Below are 15,787 nucleotides of genomic sequence, written 5' to 3'. Positions count from 1 at the left end.
TGTCGCGGGGCTCGCCGCCGCCGTACGGGCGGGCCGGCCGGCCGGGCTCAGTCCTCGTCGGCCAGGATCAGGTAGAGCTTCTTGCGGGCGTCATTGAGGACCGCGAGCGCCTTCTGCCGCTGCTCGGGCGAGCCGGTCCTGAAGACCTGCCCGAAGGCCTCCATCAGGCCGGCGCCGGCCTGCCGGACCTCGTGCATCGCCTCGAAGTCGAAGCCCCGCCCGGCGTCCTGCCAGGGGGCGTCCGGCCCCGACTCGGCCTCGGCACGGCCGGCCTCGGTGAGCGTGAACAGCTTCTTGCCGCCCCCGCTCTCGCTGCTGATGAGCCCCTCGTCCTCCAGCAGGCTCAGGGTCGGGTAGACCGAGCCCGGGCTGGGCTTCCAGGCCCCGCCGCTGCGCTCGCCGATCTCCTGGATCATCTCGTAGCCGTGCATCGGCCGGTCCGCGAGCAGCGCCAGGATCGAGGCGCGCACGTCTCCGCGCCGGGCCCGTCCCCGCGGTCCCCCGCGGCCGCCGCGGCCGCCGAAGGGCCCCGCGCCGAAGGGCGGCCCGAAGGGGCCGAAGGCCGCGCGGAATCCCTGGAATCCCTCCCGACGGTCCGGCCCGCAGTGGCCGTGGCCCCGTCCGTGCTCGTGCCCGTGGCCGTGCTGTCCGTGCTGTCCGTGTGAACGCATGCCTGCGCTCCTTTCGCCACTTCGTGTCCGTTCATCGGTTCTCCGATGCATCCACTATCGATGAGCGATCGCGATCCGTCAACGATATATCGGAAACTATTCACCGAACAGTCTCGGAGGAGGCCAGTCACCCCGGATTGGCCTTTGTCGACGATCAAGGAACCGTCCTAACGTCGGTCCATGCGCATCCGAATCGTCGACGCCTTCACCGACCGCCCCTTCCACGGAAACCCCGCCGGAGTCCTGCTCCTCGAGGGCGGGTTCCCCCCGGACGCCTGGCTGCAGCAGGTGGCGTCCGAGGTGAACCTCTCCGAGACCGCCTTCGCCCACCCCCTGCCGCCCGGCGGGGACGCCGACTGGGCGCTGCGCTGGTTCACCCCGGCCGCCGAGGTCGACATGTGCGGCCACGCCACCCTCGCCACGGCGCACGTGCTGGCCACCGGCGGACTCGCCGAGGGGCTGATCCGCTTCACCGCCCGCTGCGGCGTCCTCACCGCCGAGACCGCTGCGGACGGCACGATCACGATGGACTTCCCGACGTCGTCACTGACCCCGGTCCCGGCGCCGCCCGCCGTGGACCACGCGCTCGGCGGGGTGCCGATCCTCTCCGTCCACGACACCGCCGCGCACATCGGCGACCTCGTCATCGAACTCGCCGACGAGAAGACCGTCCGCGAGCTGGAGCCGGACCACGCCGCCCTGCGCGCCTTCGCCAAGCGGGGGGTGATCGTCACCGCCCCCGCCGAGGACCCCTCCCTCGGGTACGACTTCGTCTCCCGGGGCTTCTTCCCGGCCTTCGGGATCGACGAGGACCCGGTCACGGGCAGCGCCCACACCGCGCTCGCCCCGTTCTGGGCGCAGCGCCTGGGCCGCGCCGAACTGACCGGCCTCCAGGGCGGCGCCCGGCAGGGGCTCGTACGGGTGACCCTGGCGGGCGACCGCACCCTGCTGACCGGCCACGCCGTCACCGTCGTCGACGGCGAGCTCCTCACCGCCCCGTGACCGGACGTCAGGGGTGAGCAGGCAGTGCCGGCACGGGGCGCGGGCGGCGGAGCCGGGTCAGCCCGCCGGCCCGTCCCGCTCCCCGCGGGCCGCCTTGGCCCCCTCCTTCGCCTCCGCCCTCGCGCGCGCCGCAGCACGCCGCTTGCGCTCGTTCTCCTCCCAGGCGTCCGAGTCGATGCGCTTGCGGTAGACCTGTCCCGGCTCGGCCCGCCCCAGCCGCACGGTCCACAGCCACAGGACGGCCGACACCACGAAGAGGACGAACGCCGTCAGGAGGTAGGAGCCGATTTCCTCGGACTCCGGGACGCCCTCCTCGTGCATGAAGCCGGGTACGCCGGAAACGAGCGCGTTCACCCACCACGCGAGCGCCAGGTTGAACAGGGCGAGGGAGATCCAGTACGCGACCCGCACGCTCCTCGCCGGGCCCGCCACCTCGCCCAGCAGCAGCAGGCGCCGCAGCGAGACGGGACCCGTCCGCTGGTGGCCGCCCGCGTCGTCCTGGGCCCGGCGCACCGACGCGTAGCAGTCGTCCAACCAGCGCCCCGGCGCCGGATCGGGGTCCGGGCCGTCGGCCGGAACCAGTTCCTTGGCCTGGATCCAGCCGGTGATGAACTGGACCTCCAGCTGGGCCTTCTCCAGCCGCTTGCGGTACTTGTGGTCGGCGCTGCGCGCCTCTCGGCGGTCCCGGAGGAGGAGGCTGGCCCCGCCCACCAGGCCGCTGATCACGGGCACGAAGAACGGGGCGAACGACACCAGGGAGTCCATGACAGCCACCGTGCGCGCCTCCTCACTCCCCCAGCGTCGCACCGCAGCGGCCCGCGGCCCCGCCCTGCGGGGCCGATCGGGTGCGCCGCCGCGTCACGGCGTCGGCAGCCAGCCCACCTTGCCCGCGAGCAGGGCGTACCCGCCGAAGGCGACGATGTCGAGCAGCGCGTGGGCCACCACAAGAGGTCCGACCCGTCCCCAGCGGCGGTAGGCCAGCACGAAGACGACGCCCATCACCATGTTGCCGATGAACCCGCCGATGCCCTGGTAGAGGTGGTAGGAGCCGCGCAGCACCGCACTGGCCGCCAGCGCCGCCATCGGCGACCAGCCGAGCTGGTCGAGCCTGCGCAGCAGGTAGGCCAGGACGATGACCTCCTCCACCACGGAGTTCTGGATCGCGGAGAGGATCAGCACGGGGAACTTCCACCACACGTCGGGCAGGGCCTCCGGCACCACCGTGAGGTTGAAGCCGGCGGCCCGTGACCCCAGGTAGAAGGCCAGCCCGGCGCTCCCGATCCCGGCCGCGACGAGGACGCCCCGGCCCAGGTCCTGCAGGGGCCGGGTGAGGTCGAAGCCCAGCACCCGCAGCCCGGGGGCGCCCTCGCGCGTCAGGAAGTGCGCCACCAGCAGTACGGGGACCAGCGCGCTCGCGATGCCGAACAGCTGCCAGGCCAGGTCCAGCCAGGGCCGGCCGGGGGCGTAGGAGCCGTTGAGCGTGGCGGCCTGGTCCTTCAGCCCGCCCGGCTTGGTCAGCGAGCCGATGAAGCTGATCAGCGCCGAGACCCCGCTCGCCCCCAGCGACAAGGCCAGGACGAGCAGGGTCTCGGTGCGCAGGAGGTCCCGACGCCCCTCCTCGCCCAGCTCCACGAACACCGGCTCCGGCTCAGCCCGCACGCCCGACTCCCGTCCTGCCATCCCGTTGCGACCACCCCATACTGCCTCGTCGGCCGGACGGGGGATCACCGAGGGAGGGTCGCAGGAGAGGGCCGGGCCCGGCGCGCCGCCTCAGCGCACGACCGGCACCGCCGCGCCCACCTCCTCCGTCAGCCCCACGGGCCAGGTGTGCACGGGGTCGCCCTTGTGCATGAGCTCGCTGTAGCGCCGGGTGGTCGCGGCCAGCGCCTCGTCCCGCTCCAGCCCCGCCGCCAGGGCCCGGTGGTAGGTGTCCACCTGCCACGTCGCACCGTTCACCCGCCGCCGGCAGCGCTCCTCGATGATGCCGAGGTAGTGGTCCCGGTCCGCGGGCTCGATGCCCCAGGCGTCCAGGCCCGCCGCCGCCATCGGCAGCAGCTCGTCCAGGACCAGCCGTACCGCCGGCACGCTGACGAGGCCGCCGGCCCGGCCCCGGCGCGGCCACCGCAGCCGGGCTTCGATCCCGTACCGGCAGGCGGCGTCGAAGTTCGCCTCCGCCTCGGCGAAGGGCAGCCGGGTCCACACCGGGCGCGGCTCGTCCGCGAGGGTGCGTACGAGTCCGTAGTAGAAGGCGGCGTTGGCGACGACGTCGGTGACCGTCGGCCCGGCCGGCAGCACCCGGTTCTCCACCCTCAGGTGCGGCACCCCGTCCGCCACCCCGTACACGGGCCGGTTCCAGCGGTAGACGGTGCCGTTGTGCAGGACCAGCTCCTGCAGGCTCGGCACCCCGCCCTCGGCCAGCACCCGCAGGGGCTCCTCCTCGTCGCATATCGGCAGCAGGGAGGGGAAGTAGCGGACGTTCTCGGCGAAGAGCTCGTACGCCGAGTCCACCCACCGCTCGCCGAACCAGGTGCGCGGCCGCACTCCCTGCGCCTGGAGTTCCGGCGGCCGGGTGTCGGTGGCCTGCGTGAACAGCGGCGGCCGCGACTCCCGCCACAGCTCCCGCCCGAACAGGAAGGGCGAGTTGGCGCCGACGGCTATCTGCGCCGCGGTCGCCGCCTGCGCCGCGTTCCACACGGCCGAGAACCGGGCCGGCGTCACCTGCAGGTGCAGCTGTACGGAGGTGCAGGCGGCCTCAGGCACGATGGACCCGGAGGTCCAGATCAGCCGCTCGACGCCGTCGATGTCGAGCGTGAAGTCCTCCCCGCGCATCATCAGGATCTGCTCGTTCAGCAGGGAGTAGCGGTCCACCGCCGAGAGGTTCGCGGTGACCAGGTCCGTGCGGGAGATCGTCGGCAGGATGCCGATCATCACGACTCCGGCGTCGATCTCCGCGGCCTGCCGGTGGGCGTATCCCAGCCCCGCGCTGAGTTCCTCGGCGAGTTGGTCGAATACCCGGCCGCCGAGCCGGTGCGGCAGAACGTTCACCTCCAGGTTGAACATTCCCAGTTCGGTCTGGAAATCAGGACTGGCAATCCGCTCCAGCACCTGGGCATTCACCATTCGCGGCAACCCGTCGGTTCCCGCGAGATTCAACTCGATCTCCAGCCCCATCATGTTCTTGGGGCGATCGAACCTCTTCTCCGCCAGAAGTCGCTCCAGTCCCTCCAGACACTCGTGGAGTTTCCTTCGATACCGCTGCCGATCGGACAGGTCGAATCCGCCCGCCACGACCTTCTCCCCCATCGAAGCGTCCCTCCTCGAGTGGGCCTGGCCCGGGGCACCCAGGCGCGCGTTACGGTCGATGATGCCCCGGCATCGTGATCCATAACGCGGAGGGGGCGTGCGTGGCGAGGAGCGCGCGCCGGGTTGGCCGAAGGGCGCTTCGGCACATTCACCTGGCAAGTCGCCTCATGCAAATTCATCTTGACATTTGCCCGCTCCTGAAAACAGGTGCTTTCCAGCCGAGCCCCCTTCCGGTAACCTCCGAGGTCAGCGCGGCACGTTCGCGCGCATCCGGCATGAATGCCATGTCAGCGGGACCGGTAAGCGCCTTGTCGGCAATAGGCGGGACGGCTAGCCGAAACACTGCGTGAACACATGTCGTATAAACTCCGCAAACGAGGCAGAGAGTTGGCGCGCGGCCATTGCCCCTCGGCCCCCCTCTGGCCCCAGAATGCGACAGCGCCGTCCCGCACCTGCCCCCGTTCCACAGGTCTCCCAAGTGAGAGGCGACCCACCATGCCGCTGCATGTCCCCCCGGCTCCCGCACCCGCCCTGCGCAGCGTCCTCGCGGCACTCGGTTCCCCCACCGCCGTCCACGAGGCGCACACTCCGGCCCTGCGCGCCATCCAGGGGCCGCTGACCGCCGAACTCCCCCTTCCGGTCCACGTCCTGGACCGGCTGAACCTCTCGGACCTCGCGTCCGCCGGCCGGCCGCCCCGCACCCGGCTCGTCGGCTGGCGGTTCCTGATCCGCAGCGGGGACCGCCACGTCGCGGCGGCCGACACGCGGCTGACGCCCGACGGCTGGACCTTCTCCCATTTCTTCGAGGGCCCCTACGTCGCGGCCACCGAGCGCGCCCTGCGCCAGGCCGAGCTGCTCGGCACCAGCTACCAGCCCCGGCTGCTCTCCGTACCGGAGCTCTACATGCTGACGCTGTGGCTGCACGGGGCGGTGGGCGCGGACGCCGCCGCCGGACTGCCCGCCGGCGAGGACCTGCTGGTGCCCCTGGCCCCGGCCCCGCCCGGGATCGCCGCGTACCGGCCGCATCCGGTGTCCGAACTCCTGCCCGTGCTGACCCACCGGCTCACCCCCGCGACGGCGCCGGTCCCGCCGTCGCTGGCCGCGCCCGCCGCCTGACCCGATTCGCCCATTCGGCCTAGTCCGCCCGGGCCACCCGCGAACCATCCGAAATGACAGGGGAGTTGGCCTGAACCGCCCGCACGAGTGATGCGTCATCAATCCATGAGGACAGCTGCCGGGAAATCCCTGCGAAGCGGCTGTCGTGGGGGAACACTGATGGCAAGCGCCCCGCGGCTGCGGGGATGACCCAGGGGGACGGCCATGAACCAGGTATCGAGCCGTAGCACACAGACCACACCGCAGCGAAAGAACGCATCCATGTGCCAGCACCAGCCAGCCTGCCCGTCTGCCGAATCCGCCGACCGGGAGGCCGCTCGCCCGGTGGCCAACCACCCGGAACAGGGCTGGAGCCTGCTGTGCAACGGCGTCCTGCTCTTCGAGGACACCGGTGAGCTGCTGCCCGACGGGCAGATCATCGCCCCGCACCGCCCGCTCGCGGCGGCGTAGACGGCGGCGGACGACGAAGGGGCCGGCCGGGAGAGTCTCCCGGGCCGGCCCCTTCGTCATGTCATACGACTGCCGTCAGAGGCGGACGCCTCAGTTGTCGTACTCGTCCAGCGGCGGGCAGGAGCACACCAGGTTCCGGTCGCCGAACGCACCGTCGATGCGGCGCACCGGCGGCCAGTACTTCTCGGCGGCCGTGACCCCGCCCGGGAAGACGGCCTCGTCCCTGGTGTACGCGTGGTCCCACTCGCCGCCCAGCGAAGCCGCCGTGTGCGGGGCGTTGGCCAGCGGGTTGTCGTCCGCCGGCCACTCGCCGCCCGCGACCCGCTCGATCTCGGCGCGGATGGCGATCATCGCGTCGCAGAAGCGGTCGATCTCGGCGAGGTCCTCGGACTCCGTCGGCTCGATCATGAGCGTTCCGGCGACCGGGAAGGACATCGTCGGCGCGTGGAAGCCGTAGTCGATCAGACGCTTGGCGATGTCGTCCACGCTGACGCCCGTGGCCTTCGACAGCGGGCGCAGGTCGATGATGCACTCGTGCGCGACCAGGTTGCCCGGGCCGGTGTAGAGCACCGGGTAGTGCGGCTCCAGGCGCTTGGCGATGTAGTTGGCGCCGAGCACCGCCACCTGGGTGGCGCGCTTGAGGCCCTCGCCGCCCATGAGGCGCACGTACGACCAGGAGATCGGCAGGATGCCGGCCGAGCCCCACGGAGCGGCCGAGATCGGGCCCACGCCCGTCTCCGGGCCGGCCGTCGGCTGCAGCGGGTGGTTCGGCAGGTACGGGGCCAGGTGCGCCCGGACACCGACCGGGCCGACGCCCGGACCGCCGCCGCCGTGCGGGATGCAGAAGGTCTTGTGCAGGTTCAGGTGCGAGACGTCGCCGCCGAAGTGACCCGGCTTGGCCAGGCCCACCAGGGCGTTCAGGTTGGCGCCGTCGACGTAGACCTGGCCGCCGGCCTCGTGCACCTGGGCGCAGATGTCGGCGACGTGCTCCTCGAACACACCGTGCGTGGAGGGGTACGTGATCATCAGCACGGCGAGCTCGTCGCGGTGCTGCTCGATCTTGGCGCGCAGGTCGTCCGCGTCCACCTCGCCGTCGTCGGCGGTCTTGACGACGACGACCTTCATGCCGGCCATCACGGCGCTGGCGGCGTTGGTGCCGTGCGCGGAGGACGGGATGAGGCAGACGGTGCGCTGCTCGTCGCCGTTCGCACGGTGGTAGGCGCGCACGGCCAGCAGACCGGCGAGTTCGCCCTGGGAGCCGGCGTTCGGCTGGATGGAGACCTTGTCGTAGCCGGTGACCTCGCAGAGACGTTCCTCCAGCTCGTTGATGAGCGTGAGGTAGCCCTCGGCCTGCTCCACCGGGGCGAAGGGGTGCAGCTGGCCGAACTCGGGCCAGGTCACCGGCTCCATCTCGGTGGTCGCGTTGAGCTTCATGGTGCAGGAGCCCAGCGGGATCATGCCGCGGTCCAGCGCGTAGTCCTTGTCCGAGAGCTTGCGCAGGTAGCGCAGCATCGCGGTCTCGGAGCGGTGCTGGTGGAAGACCGGGTGGGTCAGGTAGGCGTCCGAGCGCAGCAGGGCCTCGGGCAGGGTGTCGGCCGTGGTCCCGTCGAGCGCCTCGATGTCCGCGGTGACGCCGAAGGCGGCCCAGACGGCCTCGATGTCGGCGCGCAGCGTGGTCTCGTCGCAGCTGATGGAGACGAGGTCGGCGTCGACCCGGTGCAGGTTGACCCCGCCCTCACGGGCGGCTGCGACGACCTCGGCCGCTCGGCCCGGGACGCGGACCGTGATCGTGTCGAAGTAGGAGCCGTGCACGGTCTCGACCCCGCCGGCGCGCAGACCGGCCGCGAGCAGCGTCGCGTAGCGGTGGGTGCGGCCGGCGATCGTCCGCAGGCCGTCCGGGCCGTGGTAGACGGCGTACATGCCGGCCATCACGGCGAGCAGCACCTGCGCGGTGCAGATGTTGCTGGTGGCCTTCTCGCGGCGGATGTGCTGCTCGCGGGTCTGCAGGGCCAGGCGGTACGCCTTGTTGCCGTCCGCGTCCACCGAGACGCCGACGAGGCGGCCGGGCAGCGAGCGGGCGTGCTTGTCCTGGACGGCCATGTAGCCGGCGTGCGGTCCGCCGAAGCCCATCGGGACGCCGAAGCGCTGGGTGGTGCCCACGGCGATGTCCGCGCCGAGGGCGCCCGGGGACGTCAGGAGGGTCAGGGCGAGCAGGTCGGCCGAGACGGTGACGATGGCACCGAGCTCGTGCGCCTGGTCGATGACCGGCTTGATGTCCCGGACGGCGCCGGAGGCACCCGGGTACTGGAGCAGGACGCCGTAGACGCCGCGCTCGGCGATCTCGGCGGGGATGCCGTCGGAGAGGTCGGCGACGACGACCTCGATGCCGATCGGCTCGGCGCGGGTCTCGATGACGGCGACCGTCTGCGGCAGGGCGTCGGCGTCGATGAGGAAGACGTTGCCCTTGACCTTGCCCACGCGGCGGGCCAGGGTCATGGCCTCGGCGGCCGCGGTGCCCTCGTCGAGCAGCGAGGCGCCCGAGGTCGGCAGGCCGGTGAGTTCGGCGACGACGGTCTGGAAGTTCAGGAGGGCCTCGAGGCGGCCCTGCGAGATCTCCGGCTGGTAGGGCGTGTACGCCGTGTACCAGGCCGGGTTCTCCATGACGTTGCGGAGGATCACCGGCGGGGTGAAGGTCCCGTAGTAGCCGAGACCGATCATGGGGGTGAGGACCTGGTTGCGGTCGGCGAGCGAGCGCAGCTCGGCGAGCACCTCGGCCTCGGTCCGCGCCTCGGGCAGGTCGAGCGCGTCGGCGGTCTTGATCACATCCGGGACCGCGGCGGCGGTCAGTTCGTCCAGGGAGCCGTAGCCCACGTGGGCGAGCATCTTCGCCTGCGCCTCGGCATCCGGGCCGATGTGGCGCTGTGCGAAGGGGATGCCTCGCTCCAGCTGGGAGAGCGGAATGCGGTTGGCGGTCATGTACGGAGGCCTCCTGGTCATATGACCTGCGAGGGGCACCACGGCGCGGGCACCCGGACGGCCTCCCCCTCTGTCATCTGCACCTGAGAGTTTCACCGGAGTCACGGGGGTCTCCCGAGAGATCCGGCTTTCACCGTCGGTGAGGAGGGGGACCGGCACTGCGCGCCCGGTACCCGCCCTGCTTTCCAGAGTGGCCTCGTCCGTGCGGTACGTATGCCTGAGAGATTCCGGGGAGGATTTGCTCCTTCGGCGCCTCCGTCTTGCTCACTCGGAGGACTCTCCCGCACAGGGTCGACAGCCGTCACCCAGACTACCAGCGGGGTTCAAGGGGCTCCCCGAGTGGCCTCCTCTGCGGAAATGCACTTCTGTAGTCATTACGGAGCAGTTGCGACCATTTGGAGGGACCGTGCAGACCGACATCGATCCGCGCAGCCTGATCGGCCGCAAGGCGTTCGACCGCAACGGTGCCAAGATCGGCACCATCGACGAGGTCTACCTCGACGATGCGACGGGTGTCCCGGAATGGGCCGCCGTCCGCACGGGCCTGTTCAGCCGGGACGCCTTCGTCCCCCTGGAGCCGAGCGAGATGGTCGGCGAGACCCTGCGGGTGCCCTTCGAACGCTCCCTCATCAAGGACGCACCGGACTTCGGCGTCGGCCGCCACCTCTCTCCCGAACAGGAACTCCAGCTCTACCACCACTACGGCCTGGACACGACCCTTCCGTCCGACTTCCACCGCGACTTCGGCCGCCTGGCGGGCGACGAGGGCTGACCTCCCGCCGCCGGCACCCCTCCTAGTCCGTGTCCCCCACCAGCGGCAGCGGGTCGGACGGCTCCAGCTCGGGGTCGTCCACCCGGAAGGTCCGCACCCGGCCGGGCTCCGATCCGGGCTGCTCGAACCGCACGGTCACCCGTCCGACCCCGCTGCCCTGCACCCACCCCGGCCCGTACAGGACGTGCCGTACGTCGCTCCCGGCCACCCAGCGGCGCCCGGGAGCCCCCTGTGCCTCCGCGGGCGGCTCCGACCCCTCCTGGGCCCCCGCGCCCCCGTCGGCGGCATCCGGCTCGGCTCCCGCGGCCGTACCGCCCGTGCCGTCCGTTCCGGCCCCCTCGTCCGCCGCCTCCGCCTCGGCGGCGAGTGACTGCGCGAAGAGGTCCTCCTGCGTGTAGTCCGCCAGGCCGGTCACGCCCACCCCCAGCAGCCGCACCCCGCCCGTGGTGTCCACCGCCTCCAGCAGCCGCGCGGCGGCCTCGCGCACCACCGCCGCGTCGTCCGTGGGCCCGCGCAGCGTCTCGGACCGCGTCAGCGTGGAGAAGTCGTAGCGCCTCACCTTGAGCACGATCGTGCGCCCCGAGTGCCCGGAGCCCCGCAGCCGCTGCACGCACCGGTCGGCGAGCCGCTGCACCTCGCCCCGGATCCGCACCCGGTCGTGCAGGTCCACGTCGAAGGTGTCCTCGACCGACACCGACTTCGCGTCCCGCTCCGCGACCACCGGCCGGTCGTCCAGCCCCAGCGCCATCCGGTACAGCCCCGTGCCGTGCGCGCGCCCGACCATCCGGACCAGCTCGTCCTCCCCGGCCTCCACCAGCTCCCCCACCGTGGTGATCCCGGCGCGGCGCAGGTGCTCCCCCGTGGCCGGCCCCACCCCGGGCAGGGTCCGTACGGACATCGGAGCGAGCAGCTCCCGCTCGGTCCCGGGCTCGATCAGCAGCAGCCCGGCGGGCTTGGCCTCCTCCGAGGCCACCTTGGCCAGCATCTTCGACCCGGCGAGCCCCACGGACCCGCTGAGCCCGGTGGCGGCCCTGATGTCGGCCCGCAACCGCTCGCCCGTCGCCCGGGCCGAGCCCGCGTCGAAAGCGACCCCGCCCGCCTCCAGGTCCACGAAGGCCTCGTCCAGGCTGAGCGGCTCCACCAGCGGCGACAGCTCTCGCAGCATGGCCATCACCACGTCGCTGACCTGCCGGTAGAGCGTGAACCGCGGGATGAGGTAGGCGCCGTTCGGGCAGAGACGCCTGGCCTGCGCGGTGGGCATCGCCGAGTGCACCCCGAACCGCCTGGCCTCGTACGAGGCCGTGGCGACGACCCCGCGCGGCCCGAGCCCCCCGACGATGACGGCCTTGCCGCGCAGGCTCGGCTTCGACGCCTGCTCGACGGAGGCGTAGAAGGCGTCCATGTCCAGATGCAGGATGGTCGGAGCGGCTCTCACAGCACCGATGCTGCCCTACGCCACTGACATTCCCGCGGCTCGGCCGGCCCGCTCAGACGGCGCGGTTGCGGCGGGCGGCCAGCTCGTCCGTCGGGTTGTGCCCGACCAGGGTCTCGCCGGTGTCCACCCGCTCCCCGTGCAGCTGCGACAGCGCGCTCTGCACGTCGCGCCACACCACGCCCACGGCGATGCCGAAGACGCCCTGCCCGCCCTGGAGGAGGCTGACGACCTGGTCCGGCGAGGTGCACTCGTACACGGTGGCGCCGTCGCTCATCAGCGTCATCCGCTCGAGGTCCGCGAGGTCGCGGTCGTGCAGGTGCCGGACGGCCGTGCGGATGTTCTGCAGCGCCACACCGGTGTCCAGGAAGCGCTTGACGATCTTGAGGACGACGACGTCGCGGAAGCTGTAGAGGCGCTGAGTCCCGGACCCGTAGGCGGGCCGCACGCTGGGCTCCACCAGCCCGGTGCGCGCCCAGTAGTCGAGCTGCCGGTAGGTGATGCCGGCCGCGGCGCACGCCGTCGGCCCGCGGTAGCCGACCTGTTCGGGCGCCGGCTCGCCGTCCACCGGCCCGACCGGCGTCGACTCCGGCTGACGGTGCGCGGATCCGACCGCACCACCGTGCAGCGGGTACGGCCCGGTGCCACTCCGTACGGGGGTGCCCCCGGTCGTACCGTCGCCCGTGATCCTCACGCCGACCCTCCGTCCTTGACCTGCCCACCTCGAAGGTAGGCAGTCACCAGGGGTGCGTCAACGATCGCCACACTCGGCACGCCGAGTGATAATCACCCTGAGAGTGGTTTCCCGTATCCGTTTGCGGGGAAAGGCTACTCGAATGGGCTGGAGCCACACCGTGGACGACGCAGACGGTGCCTCACTGCGGGCCGGTGCCGAAGTCCTCGGGTGAGATCTGGTCGAGGAACTCGCGGAACTTCTCCACCTCGTCCTCCTGCTCGTCCGGGATGGCGATTCCGGCATCGTCCAGGACGCCGTCACTGCCGTAGATCGGCGTCCCCGTCCGCAGGGCGAGGGCTATGGCGTCGGAAGGCCGCGCGCTCACCTCGACCCCGCTGGCGAAGACGAGCTCCGCGTAGAAGACGCCCTCCCGCAGATCCGTGATCCGGACCTCGGTGAGCTCCTGACCGACCGCCTCCAGCACGTCCTTGAAGAGGTCGTGCGTCAGCGGCCGGGCAGGCGCCATCCCCTGCTGGGCGAAGGCAATGGCCGTCGCCTCCCCCGGACCGATCCAGATGGGGAGGTACCGATCGCCTCCCACTTCACGCAGGAGCACGATCGGTTGGTTGGAGGGCATTTCCACCCGGACACCCACAACGTCGAGCTCGTTCACACAGCAACCCTAGGACCTGCTCGGCAGGTTTGGGTAGTCGGGGCTCCACCTCGACCGCCGAGGTCAGCGCAACCGGACGCCGAGAGCCGTCTGCACCAAGGCCTCGTGCAGCCGTACGGAGAGCCCCGCGAGCTCCTTCATCGTGGCCTCCGCATGGGCCCTGGTCTGCGGGTTGCGGTGCCGGCGCAGCGGTGCCACGACCTGTTCCACCAGACCCGCCTCCCGGTCGGCGGCCGCCTTCATGGCGCGCAGGTGCCGCGGCTCCAGGCCGAAACGCCCCAGGTCGGCCACGAGCCGGGCCACCGTGACCGCATCGGCGTCGAACCCGCCGCCCGGCGCCTCGGCGAGCAGCCCGTACGACTCCCACTCGACGAGCTGCTCCTCGTCCACGCCGACGGCCTCCAGCAGCTCCGGCCGCCCCACACGGGCCGCGGGGGGCCGCTCCTGCCCCACCTCGCCGTATACGGCGGCGGAGACGGCCGGGTCGGACGGATCGGCGGTGTCGCCGTGCGCCGTGGGCGCCGGGATGCGGATCTGCTCCCCGCGTGCGAGCGCGTCGAGCTGCTCGCGGATGACCTTCAGCGGCAGGTAGTGGTCACGCTGCAGCCGCAGGATGCGGGCGAGGCGCTCCACGTCCTCCGTGCTGAACTTGCGGTACCCGGAAGGTGTGCGCCGGGGCTCGACCAGCCCCTCCGCCTCCAGAAAACGGATCTTCGAGATCGTGACTTCGGGGAACTCGTCACGCAGCGTGGTGAGCACCGTGCCGATGCTCACCAGCCGCCCGGCCGAGCCGGCGGTGCCGTTTCCGGCGCCGCCTGTCGGATTGCGCAGCATGGGACCTTCCCTCGGGTGCCCCCGGACCGGGTCCGGGGGAGGGTCAGACGCCCCGCAGGCTCGCGTAGAAGACCAACCGGTACTTGCCGATCTGCACCTCGTCGCCGTTGTGAAGGGCGACGGAGTCGATCGGTTCACGGTTGACGTACGTGCCGTTGAGACTGCCTACGTCGGCCACGGTGAAGCCGCCGTCCTGGCTCCTGCGGAATTCGACATGGCGCCGGGAGACGGTGACGTCGTCCAGGAAGATGTCGCTCTGCGGGTGCCGGCCGGCCGTGGTCAGTTCGCCGTCCAGCAGGAAGCGGCTGCCGGAGTTGGGTCCGCGCCGCACGATGAGCAGGGCGGAACCGGGCGGCAGTGCCTCCACCGCGGCCTGGGCCTCGGGGGACAGCGAGGACGACACGTGCGTCTGTCCCGTCACCTCGGCCTCGTAGGCCTCGAGGCCCGAGATCGAGATGGTGGACGTGGTCTCCGAGGCACGCTCCGGCGTCAGACCCGCCCGCAGCGGCGCTCCGCAGTTGGAGCAGAACCGGCTGGCCGCATCGCTACGGTGTCCGCACCTGCTGCAAACCTGCTCGGCCGACATGGACGGCTCCTCGCGCCGCGGCTGCCCCGCGGAGGCATTGGTGGCATACGGGTCGGGGGCAAACCCTCCACCCGCACTTGAGGTTGATGGTTCACCGAAACCTATGCGGCCGGTACCGGCAGGGTCAACAGACGACGCGCCGGGGGCACCCGGAACCTCGCCCGCGCCGGCGACCTCGTCGCGGAAGAGCGGCCGGTCGCCCTGGCCTTCCGCACCCCCGGCGCGGTGCCTCGCCGCGCCGCTCTCCTCGCGGTTCTTCTTGCCGAACAACTTCTCAAACAACTTCACGGGCGATTCCCCTTGACTGAAACAGACCCGCCCGTGGGGCAGGACGAACTCCGAATGCAGACACCTGCCGACCCGGACATTCTCACAACGTCCGTAACCACCAGACAGTTTCCACCACGCACCGCAACTTCGGTGCGGCGACCCCCCGCAGGCATCAGCCCGTGTGAGCCGCTCCACCCTCCACTCCGCTTCATCTTCACCCCGATGACGACCGAGCGTAGTCAGGCTGCTTCGCAGCCCGCAAGGCATCCACAACGATCTTCGCCGACCGTGTGACGGCGACCGTGGCCTGCTCCTTCTCCAGCGTCTGGACGACGCCGCCCGGGATGTTGAGCGCGGGCTCCAGATCCTGGGGCTTGCCGATCACCTTGAACTCATAGGGTTGTGTGATCTTCTTGCCGTCGATCCCGACCCCACCGTTCTCGTCCGAGAAGTACGAGCCCGCCACGATGCGCACCCCGTTGATCTGGATCGCCTCGGCCCCGGCGGCCCGCAGCTCCTGGAGCGTGTCCAGCAGCTGGTCGGACTGCACCTGGCCGGTGGGATCAGTGATCTTGAGCGTGATGCCCGGTCCCTGTGCTGCCACCGTACCGGCCAGGATGCCGAGTTGACGCTCCTTCTCCACGGTCTGCTTGCGGGCCTCCTCGGCCTGGTTGGAGCTGCTCTCCAGCTCCCGGCGCTGGTCCTCCAACCGCTGCTTCTCGTCCTCCAGCCGCTTGGTCCGCCCGTCGAGCTCGTCGAGGATCCGTACGAGGTCCTCCTGACGCGCCCCGCGCAGCGCGCTGGAGTCGCTGTTCGACCGGACCTGGATGGCCAGGCCCAGGCCCAGGACGAACAGCAGCAGGGCGACGATCAGTTGGGCCCGGCTGACCCTCGGCGGCCACAGTCCCGCCGCCAGCCGCTGCCGTCCGGTCTCCTCGGCAACCGGCTCGGCCTGTGTCTTTCCCTGTTCAAGAGGCTGTTCCGGGACGTTCGGTTCCTCGGCAGGGGTGTCGTTCGCGCTCATGG

The 15,787-nt window shown here is 71.4% G+C and carries 15 protein-coding genes and 1 riboswitch; of the genes, 4 read left to right on the top strand and 11 right to left on the bottom strand.

Annotated elements, in window-relative coordinates:
* Positions 1 to 47: 47 nt before the first annotated feature.
* Positions 48 to 671, bottom strand: coding sequence for a PadR family transcriptional regulator (locus OHA91_RS31220; RefSeq protein ID WP_328740447.1), 624 nt, complete (start codon positions 669 to 671; stop codon positions 48 to 50).
* 180 nt (positions 672 to 851) lie between these two features.
* Between OHA91_RS31220 and OHA91_RS31215 the strand changes: the two genes are divergently transcribed.
* On the top strand, positions 852 to 1,673 hold the full coding sequence (locus tag OHA91_RS31215; protein ID WP_328740445.1) for a PhzF family phenazine biosynthesis protein: 822 nt from the start codon (positions 852 to 854) through the stop codon (positions 1,671 to 1,673).
* Positions 1,674 to 1,730: 57 nt separating this feature from the next.
* On the opposite strand, the gene OHA91_RS31210 is transcribed toward OHA91_RS31215, so the two are convergent.
* From OHA91_RS31210 to OHA91_RS31200, 3 genes are all read right to left on the bottom strand, one after another.
* Positions 1,731 to 2,447, bottom strand: coding sequence for a hypothetical protein (locus tag OHA91_RS31210; RefSeq protein ID WP_158714764.1), 717 nt, complete (start codon positions 2,445 to 2,447; stop codon positions 1,731 to 1,733).
* An 84-nt stretch (positions 2,448 to 2,531) separates the two neighbouring features.
* Positions 2,532 to 3,353 carry a CPBP family intramembrane glutamic endopeptidase gene (locus tag OHA91_RS31205; RefSeq protein ID WP_078959240.1) on the bottom strand — a complete coding sequence of 274 codons (822 nt, stop codon included), beginning with the start codon at positions 3,351 to 3,353 and terminating at the stop codon, positions 2,532 to 2,534.
* A 90-nt stretch (positions 3,354 to 3,443) separates the two neighbouring features.
* Positions 3,444 to 4,976, bottom strand: coding sequence for a glutamate-cysteine ligase family protein (locus OHA91_RS31200; protein ID WP_031149871.1), 1,533 nt, complete (start codon positions 4,974 to 4,976; stop codon positions 3,444 to 3,446).
* 495 nt (positions 4,977 to 5,471) lie between these two features.
* Here OHA91_RS31200 and OHA91_RS31195 point away from each other — a divergent pair, with 495 nt between their 5' ends.
* Together OHA91_RS31195 and OHA91_RS31190 are read left to right on the top strand one after the other, a co-directional pair.
* A complete protein-coding gene (locus OHA91_RS31195) occupies positions 5,472 to 6,092 on the top strand; it encodes a hypothetical protein (protein WP_031149869.1) in 621 nt (206 codons plus the stop codon).
* 261 nt (positions 6,093 to 6,353) lie between these two features.
* Positions 6,354 to 6,542 carry a DUF5999 family protein gene (locus tag OHA91_RS31190; protein ID WP_030009772.1) on the top strand — a complete coding sequence of 63 codons (189 nt, stop codon included), beginning with the start codon at positions 6,354 to 6,356 and terminating at the stop codon, positions 6,540 to 6,542.
* A 90-nt stretch (positions 6,543 to 6,632) separates the two neighbouring features.
* On the opposite strand, the gene gcvP is transcribed toward OHA91_RS31190, so the two are convergent.
* Positions 6,633 to 9,518: an aminomethyl-transferring glycine dehydrogenase gene (gcvP, locus tag OHA91_RS31185; RefSeq protein WP_328740444.1), complete on the bottom strand. Its 2,886-nt coding sequence runs from the start codon at positions 9,516 to 9,518 to the stop codon at positions 6,633 to 6,635.
* Between the two features lie 195 nt (positions 9,519 to 9,713).
* Positions 9,714 to 9,812, bottom strand: a riboswitch (glycine riboswitch).
* Positions 9,813 to 9,924: 112 nt separating this feature from the next.
* Here gcvP and OHA91_RS31180 point away from each other — a divergent pair.
* Entirely contained in the window at positions 9,925 to 10,290 is a 366-nt protein-coding gene (locus tag OHA91_RS31180; RefSeq protein ID WP_030658278.1) for a PRC-barrel domain-containing protein, read from the top strand.
* Between the two features lie 22 nt (positions 10,291 to 10,312).
* Here the strand turns inward: OHA91_RS31180 and OHA91_RS31175 are convergent, their stop codons facing one another.
* The 6 genes from OHA91_RS31175 to OHA91_RS31150 all read right to left on the bottom strand — a co-directional run bounded on the left by OHA91_RS31175 (position 10,313) and on the right by OHA91_RS31150 (position 15,785).
* The gene (locus OHA91_RS31175) at positions 10,313 to 11,725 is read right to left on the bottom strand and encodes a DNA polymerase IV (RefSeq protein WP_328740442.1); all 1,413 of its coding nucleotides are present in this window, start codon (positions 11,723 to 11,725) and stop codon (positions 10,313 to 10,315) included.
* 52 nt (positions 11,726 to 11,777) lie between these two features.
* Positions 11,778 to 12,416, bottom strand: a complete 639-nt coding sequence (locus OHA91_RS31170) for a MerR family transcriptional regulator (protein ID WP_328740440.1) — start codon at positions 12,414 to 12,416, stop codon at positions 11,778 to 11,780.
* A gap of 181 nt (positions 12,417 to 12,597) precedes the next feature.
* A complete protein-coding gene (locus tag OHA91_RS31165) occupies positions 12,598 to 13,071 on the bottom strand; it encodes a bifunctional nuclease family protein (RefSeq protein ID WP_031149860.1) in 474 nt (157 codons plus the stop codon).
* Between the two features lie 63 nt (positions 13,072 to 13,134).
* The gene (ftsR, locus tag OHA91_RS31160) at positions 13,135 to 13,905 is read right to left on the bottom strand and encodes a transcriptional regulator FtsR (RefSeq protein ID WP_328740437.1); all 771 of its coding nucleotides are present in this window, start codon (positions 13,903 to 13,905) and stop codon (positions 13,135 to 13,137) included.
* Positions 13,906 to 13,948: 43 nt separating this feature from the next.
* Positions 13,949 to 14,887: an FHA domain-containing protein gene (locus OHA91_RS31155; RefSeq protein WP_209441493.1), complete on the bottom strand. Its 939-nt coding sequence runs from the start codon at positions 14,885 to 14,887 to the stop codon at positions 13,949 to 13,951.
* A gap of 88 nt (positions 14,888 to 14,975) precedes the next feature.
* On the bottom strand, positions 14,976 to 15,785 hold the full coding sequence (locus tag OHA91_RS31150; protein WP_328740435.1) for a DUF881 domain-containing protein: 810 nt from the start codon (positions 15,783 to 15,785) through the stop codon (positions 14,976 to 14,978).
* Positions 15,786 to 15,787: the final 2 nt, after the last annotated feature.

It is taken from the genome of Streptomyces erythrochromogenes (assembly GCF_036170895.1).
Taxonomy (GTDB): Bacteria; Actinomycetota; Actinomycetes; order Streptomycetales; family Streptomycetaceae; genus Streptomyces; species Streptomyces erythrochromogenes.
Note: the sequence above shows the minus strand (reverse complement) of the source record. Positions and strands in the feature narration are given on the sequence as shown.